Here is a 9712-nt window from a genome sequence, read left to right on the forward strand (position 1 = left end):
CAAGCCGCTCAGTTCCAGACACGCACACACCACCCGCACCCCGGCACCACCACGCAGCGTGATGGTGACGTGCGCGGCCAGAGCCCGCCGGTGCAACCACCGCACGCCCTCAGGCGTCGCGAAATCCGTCACCAAGCACGCAGGCAGCCGCGTCTGCTCCGTGGGTCTCGCACGGCGCCAGTCCTGCAAGGTGCTGCGCGCGATGCTCAGGTCCGCAGCAACCCTGTTATGGATCGGCAAGCGTTCCTATTCGCTCTATCTGTGGCATTGGCCGATCTACGTGCTGCTGCGCTGGACCTTTGGTCTGCACACCCTGCCCTTGCAGATCGCCGCCTTCGCGGGAACCTTTGCGCTCGCGACCCTTAGCTATCGCTATGTGGAAACGCCGCTACGGCACCATCGGCGCATGGAACAATGGCCTCCACTGGCGCGGATTGCGTTCTTCGTCACGCTCACACTGATTGGTTGGTGGTCGGTACAACACCTGTTCGCCCACCCCAGCCGCTACAGCCTGAGCACGGTCACCCGCCACCCGCACGATTGGTATGCCGGCAAACGGATGTCGAATGCCGAATGTCGAATGCCGAATGTCGAATGCCGAATGCCGAACAGTCCGAACGTGTGTGCAAGGTCAAGCGGGAATATCACAAGATTGGAGGTGGACAGGAATTCCGCTATGTCCCCTTCAATTGCCAGGATCGGTCACCGTCCGGCATGGTGCATGTGCTTGGCGATTCGCATGCCACCGCTTATTCGCCGATGTTCGAGCAACTCAGTGCCGAAACCGGACAGACTGTCAGCGTCTACAGTTTCGCTGGCTGCCCGTTCATCGATTTTCGACGCCAGCTATTCGTCGGCCATCCGACGGGCTGCAACGACTTCAACGCAGCCATCGTCCAACGGGTCCGCGAAAAGGCGGACGCCGGCGACATCCTGTTCCTGCCCAGTCTGCGCATCGACCGCTTCGGCGACCAATGGGCATCCTTCGATTATGATGTGTTCCAGATGATGTACAGTCCTGCGGCGCTGAAACTACGCGAAGATGCCATGAAGGACGCGAAAGAGTGGATGCAACTCTTCGTCGACCAACATTTGCATATCGTTTTCGAGGCGCCGAAACCGATTTTCAGAGCACCCCCATTCCGTTGCTCGGACTGGTTCAATCGTCACAACCCGATTTGCGTTGGCAACAACCGACAACCGCGCGAAGCACTGGAACGTCTGCGCGCGCCCATTGTAACGAGCATGCGCGAGCTTGCCCAGACCTTCCCCGGTGTCTCGATCTGGGATCCATTTCCCGTGCTCTGCCCGGAAGATATATGCTTCACCACCCGCGATGGTCGCCCGCTCTTCTTCGACGGTGACCATCCGAGCGCTTATGGCAACGTGCTGCTGTATCCCGATTTCAAGGCGCATCTCGGTGCGCAACTCGCAAAGCCATAGTTTGATAACCATGCCGAATCTTCCCGGTTTCCCGCGCGCACCCTGGCCTATTGGCGATCCCGCGTTCACGCCATGATCATGCATATCGCCGCACGGATGCTCCATGTCTTGAGCACTGAAGCGAGGTAGATACAAGGGTGGGTAGAGTGACCAGGGTATGACGCCGATGATTGGCACGGATGCTGGCTGGTCACGAAACCCACCGAACCAACTCACCAACGCTTGATCTTGAACGCCCTCGGGAAACCCTTCAACTCCCTTCGACTTCGCTCAGCCCGGTAGCCCGGTAGTACCTCACACCCTCTCAAACGGCACGGATGTTGGCGGGATCAACTCGGATCGCCCCATTGAACCGCCGCGTTTCTTCCTGGGACGCGGCGGTTTTTCAAGGTAACGAACTACGCCGCACCCATGCGGGAAGTGGCCTTCACCCCGCCCCGCACGTTTTACGGTCGCCCGTTGTTGGCACAGGCCGATAAAAGGTTCCGGACGGGGCGAATGCGCCGTCCGGCCTGAGTTGTCCCCACCGCCGCGCCCGGCTAGACTACCGGCATGCACCATCCCATCGACCCCAAGATCGACTGCGTCTTCAAGGCCCTGCTGGGCGCGGACGCCAATCGCGCGCTGCTGATCCATTTTCTTAACGCCATTCTCGGCCCGGCGCTCGCCGCCCCGATCGCCGAGGTCGAAATTCTCAACCCCTACAACGACAAGGAATTTCTCGACGACAAACTCAGCATCGTCGACGTCAAGGCTCGCGACCAGCGCGCGTGCCTGCACCAGATCGAAATCCAACTCCTTACCCATCGCGACCTGCGTGCGCGCATCCTCTACGCCTGGGCCGACCTCTACAGCGCCCAACTGAGCACGGGCGCCGACTACCGCACCCTCAAACCCACCTATGCGATCTGGTTGCTGGGCGAGAACCTGTTACGCGACACCGCCGAGTACGTCCACGACTTTCGCCTGCGCGACGCCCACGGCCGCGCGTTGCTCGACCACGGCGGCATCTGGCTGCTGGAGTTGAACAAATTCCACGCCGACCCGGTCCAAACCGAACAAGAACGCTGGCTCAAATTCTTCAAGGACGGCGAGCGTCTCGACGCCGATGCCCTGCCGCCCTGGATGCAAACCGACGAGATGAGGCAAGCCATGACCACCCTGAAAGCCTTCTCCGACAAAGACCGCGCCTATCACGCCTACCAGGCCCGCCAAAACTATCTGCGCGAGCAAAGCTGCATTCAGCGCGACCTCGACGAACTCCGCGCCGAGGTTGAACGGGAACGGGCCAATGCCGAGCAGGAGCGGGTGGCGAAGGAACAGGCACGCGCGGCAGAGCAGCAGGCTCGCGCGGCAGAGCAGCGGGCACACGCGGCGGGCGAGCAGGAACGAGCGGCCAAGGAAGCCGCTTTGCAAGAGAAAGACGCCGCCCTAGCCGAACTCGAACGCCTCAAAGCGCAACTGCGCGGTCACCATTTGCGGCACCCATAACCCCGGTGGCGCCGACTGCAAGTCGGCGATCCCAGGTGGAGACCACCGCCTCCAGGCGTCAACGCTCGCTGTCGAGACAGGGATAATCGGTATAGCCGCGCTCGTCGCCGCCGTAGAAGGTCGCGGGATCCGGCTCGTTTAGCGGGGCATTCAGACGCAACCGTTCGACCAGATCGGGGTTGGCGATAAAGAGCTTGCCGAAGGCGATCAGATCGGCGCTGTCGGTCGCGCGCACGGACAGCGCGAGCTCGCGCGTATAGCCGTTGTTGGCGACATAGGTTCCCTTGAACAGTCGCCGCAGGGTGTCAAGCTGGAAGGGATGACCGGTCTCGCGCGGACCGCCGGTCACGCCTTCGATGACATGCAGAAAACCGATGCCGCGCGCCGACAACGCACTGACGACATGGGTGAACAGCGGCTCGGGATCGGAGTCGTCGATATCGTTGACCGGCGAGAGCGGCGAGAGACGCACGCCGACACGCGACTTCTCCCAGACTTCAAGCACCGCGTCGGTGACTTCAAGCAGCAGTCGGGCACGATTTTCGATAGCGCCGCCGAAGGTGTCGGTGCGCCGATTGGTCTTGTCGCGCAGAAACTGATCGAGCAGATACCCGTTGGCCGCGTGGATCTCGACCCCATCGAAACCCGCCTCTTGCGCATTGCGAGCCGCCTGTCGGTAGTCCGCCACGAGACCGGGGATTTCGTCGAGTTCGAGCGCGCGCGGCGTCACCATATCCACCATTCCCTGGCCGGTGAAGACCTGCCCGACCGGCATCACCGCCGAGGGCGCGACCGGCAGCGCGCCGCCGTCCTGAAGGTCGGGATGCGAGATGCGCCCGACATGCCAGAGCTGGATGACGATCTTGCCGCCAGCGGCATGCACGGCGTCGGTGACTTGCTTCCAGCCGGCGATCTGTTCGGCGCTGTAAATCCCCGGTGTCTGGATGTACCCCTTGCCCTGCGGCGAAATCTGCGACGCCTCGCTGATCAGCAGACCCGCACTGGCGCGCTGGGCATAATAGGTCGCCATCAAGGGCGTCGGCACATCGCCCGCGCCCGCGCGACTGCGCGTCAGCGGCGCCATGACGAGCCGGTTGGCGAGCGTCAGGCTGCCAAGCTGGTAGGGTTGAAAGAGGTCGCTGGTCTGCTCGGTATCCATGTCTGCGTTCTCACTCGATTAGAAACGATGTGAAGCGTGTTGGCGCCTCATTCTGCCATATCGACCGCGTTCAAGCCCCGCTTGAAGCGATCGGATTTAGGTCCAACTCAGAGAAAGACATTCGATTGAACGTCGCTGACAACCGTTCGGATCAAGACTGGATGCGCCTTGCGCTGACACTGGCCCAGCGCGCCGCCGAGGCGGGCGAGGTTCCGGTGGGCGCGCTGCTGGTCCGGGACGGCGAGGTCATCGGCGAGGGCTGGAACCGACCGATCGGGACGCATGACGCCAGCGCTCATGCCGAGATTCAGGCGTTGCGCGATGCTGGACGGCGCGTGGGGAACTACCGTCTGCCAGACACCGCGCTCTATGTCACCCTGGAGCCCTGCGTCATGTGCGCCGGGGCCATCGTGCATGCCCGCATCGGTCAGGTCATCTATGGCGCCCCCGACCCCAGGGCCGGCGCCTGCGGCAGCGTCTTCGACCTGCTGCCTTCGGACGATCGCTTTAATCACCGCACCGCTTGCCGGGGCGGCATCCTGGCCGACGAGTGCGCCGAAACCCTGCGCGCCTTTTTTCGGGCGCGGCGTTAAACCGCGCCCAGCGCGGTAGGCGATGTTTTTGAATTGGATCACTCTCGACAGCATCCACGACTGTCGAAGCTGGCGCGGTTTAAGACATTAAAAACATACTGTCGAAGAAATTGCGTTGTCGTTGTCGAGTATCCGAGCGACAACGACAACGAGCAAAGTCCTCGATCACGTTTTTGGTTCCGGCTCTGCCGGGTTGGGCGAAACCACCGGAGGCACCAACCATGTCCGACATCCGAATCTACGACGAGGCGGAAATCCACGAGCGGATCGCCAGCGAACTCCCACGCTGGATCTTCGCTGACGGCTGTCTGCGCCGCACCTACCGCACCAGCGGATGGAAGGGAACCTTGATGGCGATCAACGCCGTCGGACACCTCGCCGAAGCCGCCTGGCATCACCCCGATCTGACGGCATCCTATGACCAAGTCACTGTCAGTCTCATGACCCATTCCGCCAAGGGCATTACCGACAGGGATTTCGAGCTGGCAAGCCGGATCGAGGAGACGGTGATGTGGCGCCCGTCCGTCGGAAGCGCGCTGGAAGGGACGCCAGATGACGTCCGGTTCGCGTACATCCAATACGAGTAGGCCGCCCAGGGATCAATCCCAGTTCAGCGCCCCGCCGGTCTGATACTCGGTCACGCGCGTCTCGAAGAAGTTCTTTTCCTTCTTGAGATCCAGCACCTCGGACATCCAGGGGAAGGGGTTGCTGGCGCCTGGATACTGCTCGGGCAGCCCGATCTGGGCGCAGCGGCGGTTGGCGATGAACTGGAGATACTCCTCGAACATCGGCGCGTTCAGGCCCAGCACGCCGCGCGGCATGGTGTCGTGGGCATAGCGCGACTCCATGGCGACCGCGTCGCGGATCATGGTCGTCAGTTCCTGCCGAAACTCCGGCGTCCACAGATGCGGGTTCTCGATCTTGATCTGGTTGATGACATCGATGCCGAAGTTCATGTGCATCGATTCGTCCCGAAGAATATATTGAAACTGCTCGGCGGTGCCGGTCATCTTGTTGCGCCGACCCATGCTCAACACCTGCACGAAACCGACATAGAAAAAGATGCCCTCGAAAATGACATAGAAGGCAACCAGCTCGCGCAGCAGCGTCTGATCGTTCTCCCGCGTGCCCGTGTTGAAATGCGGGTCGGCCAGATGCTGGGTGTAGGGTAGCGCCCACTCGGCCTTGCGCGCGACGGAGGGCACCTCGCGGTACATATTGAAGATTTCGCCCTCGTCCAACCCCAGGCTTTCGACCACGTACTGATAGGCGTGGGTGTGCAACGCCTCCTCGAACGCCTGGCGCAGCAGATACTGGCGGCACTCGGGGTTGCTGATGTGACGATAGACCGCCAGCACCAGGTTGTTCGCGACCAGCGAATCGGCGGTCGAGAAAAAGCCCAGGTTGCGCTTGACGATGGTGCGCTCGTCGTCGGTCAGGCCGTTCGGATCCCGCCAGAGCGCGATATCCGCGTTCATGTTGATCTCTTGCGGCATCCAGTGATTGGCGCAGGCGTCGAGATATTTCTGCCAGGCCCAATCGTATTTGAAGGGTACGAGCTGGTTGAGATCCGCCCGGCAGTTGATGATCTTCTTATCGTCCACCCGCACCCGACCCGCGCCCAGCTCCAGGTTTTCGAGTCCGGTGGCGCCACCAGCGGGACTCTGATCGGAGTCGTGGTCTGCGCCGTGAATGATGGGCTCTTCGATGGACAACTCGACCTGCATGGCCGCCGCCAAGGCAAAGGGGTCGGGGGCGACCACGGGCGCCGAGCCAGCGGTTTCCATCAGGCTCGAATTGGCCACCAGCCCCTGACCGGGGCGCGCATGGGCGCGGGTGTCGTGGGATTGCAAGCGAACCGCCGCCTGGTTGCCCTGCCCCACCCGGAACTCCGAGCCTTCGTCCAACATCTCCGAAGTCGGCACGAGGGAAGCCAGAGTGGCAGCGCCGGGCTTGGCTACGGCGAGTGGATCGTCCCAGTTCAGCATGGTGGTCTGTCCTCGATTCATCGATGCGAGAGATCCGCCATGCAGCCGATGAGGGTGCATGGCGGATGAACAATAAGGTTATCCGACGCGCGGAAATCGACCTGCCCAGAAAGACCGACGGCGGTGCCGCTTGTCCAGGAATTAAGGGGCATGGAAAAACAGGTGCCAGGCGATTCGTCGATATTTACACGGTTTAAGCCGTTTGCCAAGTCTAGGCATTCTAGGGCATCCAGATAAGATGTCCAGCCAAAAACACAATATATTGTGCTATAGCCAAAACAAAAGGCATGTATCTAGTTTTTCTGCACTACAATTTTGCGAACAAAACCTACTGTTGGATCTTGTGGCACCGCTCCGCGGTGTCACGCATGGCAGTGACCGGTTATAGGGACTTCGCCGCAGTTTGACTCGGCCTGTTGAGCGACTCACGTTAGGCTCCACCGCGTCAGGTTTTTCAGACCGAACTTGCGCGGTTTTGTTCTTCGACCCAAAGCCGCCGGAGACCGGGTGTTTCCGGTTCGCCCAGTGTCCCGTCGCCGGCTGGAGCGGCCGACTCGAAAGGCAGCGGAACGCCACGCGAGACAGTGCGGGCATCGGGCAGATAGGTTGAAATGAGGCGGTGAAGTTCCGCCGCGGCACGCTTGGCGTGATCGAACGGCAAGCGGTCGAAACAGATCAGGGTAGGCTTGATCCTGAGCTGCGATTCTGGAATGGCGAAACGCTCGAAAATCGCGCGGGCGTTGTTTTCCAGCGAGGCAAAATGGCCACGCAACAGGGCATCGCAACTCGGCGGAAGCGTGACATAGTCCCAGAGCACGTCGGCCGACGTCTCGCCACTGCGCACGACGACGTAAGGCGTCTGAGCCTGACGGCAGACATGGAACCAATCGCTATCGGCGAAAGCGTCCCTGGCATCGATCAGGTCGAATGGGGCGTCTGACATGGATAAAGGCTCTCTCGATTACGCACAGGGTTTGTTCGGACTGGCCAATCGCTTCCGATTGTCGATTATCCGGGTTACCCGACGATTAACACAAACGTCTGAATTTCGGCGCTGGCGCGTGCCAGCCGTCGCCGCATTCCGCTTGCGATGTCTCCTGTCTCGTTGCGCCCCGCGCCACCCCGGCGTATCTTTTGACTTTTGAAATCCTGCCGCGCGATGCAGATGCCGCGCAGCCTAACTCGCCATGGACCCTTCTCACACATGATTAGCAAGATCGAGGTTGAAGCTGCCGCCTGTATTGGCTGCGGTACCTGCTGGGTGGCCTGCCCCCAAGCGTTCAAGGAAGAAGATATCGGCGATGATCTCAAGGCGCTTCCGACTGGCGACCTCGGGGATCAACTGATGATGCGCTCGGCGGCTGAAGGCTGTCCGACCCTCGCGATTACCCTCCTCGACGAGGCGGGCAAGATGATTTACCCCACCGAGGAGGCTCGCGCGACCCTCAGCGCGGCCAATAACTGGTAGTCGCGTCCCTTGTCCGTGTTCACGGCGATGATCTCCCTGAACACGGAAACCCAGTCGGCATCCAGCACGTTCGCTCGGGTTGCGTCGGTCGAACGCTCCCGCGCCTCGCGCGACCGCCGCTGTTTCCCGCAACGCCCATCTCGCACAAAAGAGCGCGAGTCGCGCTGAACGCGGTTCAGTCCGCGGGGAAGCTTCAGTCCCACCTGGGCGATCCGGTCATCCAGCACCTGGCGCGCCACCAATTCCACGCTCCCCTGGTTGCAACCGGTCGCCGACCACTGGATGCGCATTGAGTCCACGACGAATCAGCTCGTCGAGCGTGAATCGATGTTGAAGTACATCTGGTCCTGCTCCAGACCCGCCAGCAGCGGGAAGAGCGCCAGGATAATAGGCACCGCCCAGAGCAGACCCACCCAGCCGATGAACACCTGCTCGCGCCAGGGAAGAAGAGACTCAAGCCGCCCGCCAGAACCGGGAGCGGATAGAGCCCAGGCGACATCGCCGGACGGTTGACCAGCCACACCAGACCAAAGCCGCCAGCAAGACCGAACAAGGCGCCTAATCCCATCTGACGGGCAAACTCGGTCAGCGGCGTCAGCCTTGGCTTGCCCCGAGGATTAAGGATCAGTGCGATGGTCAGGAAGACCGCCATGGGATCGTTGCTGCCAGACTCGATCTCCAGCGTCGCGCCCACGCGCTGCTGCAACTCCAAGCCCCTGGATTTGATTGGTGAGGTCCATGCAGACACCGGGGCTCGCGCCAGACGCGGACTACCCGGCTCAGGGCAGAAACGAACAGCAATAATCCGTCAACGCGCGCACCCGGACGCGGAACCTGGCATTGGCGGGCACCTCGAACGATTCGCCCCCCTGAATCTGACGCCATTGTTCCTCGTCGGGGAGCAGGACCTCCAGTTCTCCGCTCATGATTTCCATCAGCTCCCGCGCCTGGGTGCCGAATTCGAAATCGCCGGGCTGCATGATTCCGAGGGTTTTGATGCGCCCGTCCGGGAACGTCAGGGTGCGACTGGTCACCAGACCATCGAAATAGCAATTCGCTGCTTTGGTCACGGTGACATTGGTGAATTCAGACATAACAACGTCTCTGGCGGTGCGTGGGGTGGGATGCAAACAGGTCTTGCCGACGGAACCCGCCGCCCGAAACCGACGGGTTCCGCAGTCAGCCTACCAGCGCTGCTGCTCTTGACTCTTCTCGTTGCGATCGTGAACGTAACCGCCCAGCGCCCCGGCTCCCGCGCCAATGAGCGCGCCTTTACCCGCGTTACCGCTCAACGAACCGACTGCCGCTCCGGTGGCTGCCCCGAGCGCGGCGCCGCTCCCCGTCCGCGAGGCGGTGGTGGTTCCGCAGGCGGCGATGGTGGCCGCTGCCAGCAGGGTCATCGAAATCATCATCAATTTCATCGTATTCACTCCTAGGAGCCTGTCCGACTTAGGTCGGACGTCGCGGCGAAGCCGCTCTGGAGGCTGAAAATCAAGGTGACTTTCTCATCAATGGGTCATTGAATGGCCATTTTTCACGACATCGACGCCACGTCACGCTGTTTTCATGG

General features: G+C 61.5%; 11 protein-coding genes and 2 pseudogenes. 5 read left to right on the top strand and 8 right to left on the bottom strand.

Going from position 1 to position 9712, the window contains the following annotated elements; all coding sequences use genetic code 11:
- A pseudogene (locus tag QZY07_RS07740) lies at nt 1-240 on the bottom strand (hypothetical protein); the annotation flags it as partial.
- A 174-nt stretch (nt 241-414) separates the two neighbouring features.
- On the opposite strand from QZY07_RS07740, the gene QZY07_RS07745 reads away from it, so the two are divergent.
- Complete coding sequence (locus QZY07_RS07745; protein ID WP_295401330.1) at nt 415-1443, top strand: SGNH hydrolase domain-containing protein; 1029 nt, start codon at nt 415-417, stop codon at nt 1441-1443.
- A gap of 552 nt (nt 1444-1995) precedes the next feature.
- Nucleotides 1996-2934: an Rpn family recombination-promoting nuclease/putative transposase gene (locus QZY07_RS07750; protein ID WP_295401332.1), complete on the top strand. Its 939-nt coding sequence runs from the start codon at nt 1996-1998 to the stop codon at nt 2932-2934.
- Nucleotides 2935-2992: 58 nt separating this feature from the next.
- On the opposite strand, the gene QZY07_RS07755 is transcribed toward QZY07_RS07750, so the two are convergent.
- On the bottom strand, nt 2993-4093 hold the full coding sequence (locus QZY07_RS07755) for an alkene reductase (RefSeq protein ID WP_295401333.1): 1101 nt from the start codon (nt 4091-4093) through the stop codon (nt 2993-2995).
- Between the two features lie 125 nt (nt 4094-4218).
- Here QZY07_RS07755 and tadA point away from each other — a divergent pair, with 125 nt between their 5' ends.
- Together tadA and QZY07_RS07765 are read left to right on the top strand one after the other, a co-directional pair.
- Nucleotides 4219-4686 (top strand): tRNA adenosine(34) deaminase TadA, encoded by a 468-nt coding sequence (tadA, locus tag QZY07_RS07760; protein ID WP_295401335.1) that lies wholly within the window; start codon nt 4219-4221, stop codon nt 4684-4686.
- Between the two features lie 221 nt (nt 4687-4907).
- Complete coding sequence (locus QZY07_RS07765) at nt 4908-5273, top strand: 4a-hydroxytetrahydrobiopterin dehydratase (RefSeq protein WP_295401336.1); 366 nt, start codon at nt 4908-4910, stop codon at nt 5271-5273.
- A 12-nt stretch (nt 5274-5285) separates the two neighbouring features.
- Here the strand turns inward: QZY07_RS07765 and QZY07_RS07770 are convergent, their stop codons facing one another.
- Both QZY07_RS07770 and QZY07_RS07775 read right to left on the bottom strand, forming a co-directional pair.
- Nucleotides 5286-6674 carry a ribonucleotide-diphosphate reductase subunit beta gene (locus QZY07_RS07770; protein WP_295401338.1) on the bottom strand — a complete coding sequence of 463 codons (1389 nt, stop codon included), beginning with the start codon at nt 6672-6674 and terminating at the stop codon, nt 5286-5288.
- A gap of 454 nt (nt 6675-7128) precedes the next feature.
- A complete protein-coding gene (locus QZY07_RS07775) occupies nt 7129-7617 on the bottom strand; it encodes a hypothetical protein (RefSeq protein ID WP_295401340.1) in 489 nt (162 codons plus the stop codon).
- A 261-nt stretch (nt 7618-7878) separates the two neighbouring features.
- On the opposite strand from QZY07_RS07775, the gene QZY07_RS07780 reads away from it, so the two are divergent.
- Nucleotides 7879-8142, top strand: a complete 264-nt coding sequence (locus QZY07_RS07780; RefSeq protein WP_295401342.1) for a ferredoxin — start codon at nt 7879-7881, stop codon at nt 8140-8142.
- Here the strand turns inward: QZY07_RS07780 and QZY07_RS07785 are convergent.
- The 4 genes and pseudogenes from QZY07_RS07785 to QZY07_RS07800 all read right to left on the bottom strand — a co-directional run bounded on the left by QZY07_RS07785 (nt 8091) and on the right by QZY07_RS07800 (nt 9563).
- Nucleotides 8091-8441 (bottom strand): hypothetical protein, encoded by a 351-nt coding sequence (locus tag QZY07_RS07785; RefSeq protein ID WP_295401344.1) that lies wholly within the window; start codon nt 8439-8441, stop codon nt 8091-8093. The genes QZY07_RS07780 and QZY07_RS07785 overlap by 52 nt on opposite strands.
- A gap of 27 nt (nt 8442-8468) precedes the next feature.
- A pseudogene (locus QZY07_RS07790) lies at nt 8469-8887 on the bottom strand (hypothetical protein); the annotation flags it as partial.
- Nucleotides 8888-8921: 34 nt separating this feature from the next.
- Nucleotides 8922-9236, bottom strand: a complete 315-nt coding sequence (locus QZY07_RS07795) for a pyrimidine/purine nucleoside phosphorylase (protein ID WP_295401346.1) — start codon at nt 9234-9236, stop codon at nt 8922-8924.
- A 90-nt stretch (nt 9237-9326) separates the two neighbouring features.
- Nucleotides 9327-9563 carry a glycine zipper domain-containing protein gene (locus QZY07_RS07800; RefSeq protein WP_295401347.1) on the bottom strand — a complete coding sequence of 79 codons (237 nt, stop codon included), beginning with the start codon at nt 9561-9563 and terminating at the stop codon, nt 9327-9329.
- Between the last annotated feature and the right edge of the window lie 149 nt (nt 9564-9712).

The organism is uncultured Thiocystis sp. (assembly GCF_903866365.1).
Lineage (GTDB): Bacteria > Pseudomonadota > Gammaproteobacteria > Chromatiales > Chromatiaceae > Chromatium.

What these genes read in the sequence shown, in the direction of transcription:
- QZY07_RS07745 (WP_295401330.1), top strand. Translation starts at nt 415, where the DNA reads ATGGCCTCCACTGGCGCGGATTGCGTTCTTCGTCACGCTCACACTGAT.
- QZY07_RS07750 (WP_295401332.1), top strand. Translation starts at nt 1,996, where the DNA reads ATGCACCATCCCATCGACCCCAAGATCGACTGCGTCTTCAAGGCCCTG.
- QZY07_RS07755 (WP_295401333.1), bottom strand. Translation starts at nt 4,093, where the DNA reads ATGGATACCGAGCAGACCAGCGACCTCTTTCAACCCTACCAGCTTGGC.
- QZY07_RS07765 (WP_295401336.1), top strand. Translation starts at nt 4,908, where the DNA reads ATGTCCGACATCCGAATCTACGACGAGGCGGAAATCCACGAGCGGATC.
- QZY07_RS07770 (WP_295401338.1), bottom strand. Translation starts at nt 6,674, where the DNA reads ATGCTGAACTGGGACGATCCACTCGCCGTAGCCAAGCCCGGCGCTGCC.
- QZY07_RS07775 (WP_295401340.1), bottom strand. Translation starts at nt 7,617, where the DNA reads ATGTCAGACGCCCCATTCGACCTGATCGATGCCAGGGACGCTTTCGCC.
- QZY07_RS07780 (WP_295401342.1), top strand. Translation starts at nt 7,879, where the DNA reads ATGATTAGCAAGATCGAGGTTGAAGCTGCCGCCTGTATTGGCTGCGGT.
- QZY07_RS07795 (WP_295401346.1), bottom strand. Translation starts at nt 9,236, where the DNA reads ATGTCTGAATTCACCAATGTCACCGTGACCAAAGCAGCGAATTGCTAT.
- QZY07_RS07800 (WP_295401347.1), bottom strand. Translation starts at nt 9,563, where the DNA reads ATGAAATTGATGATGATTTCGATGACCCTGCTGGCAGCGGCCACCATC.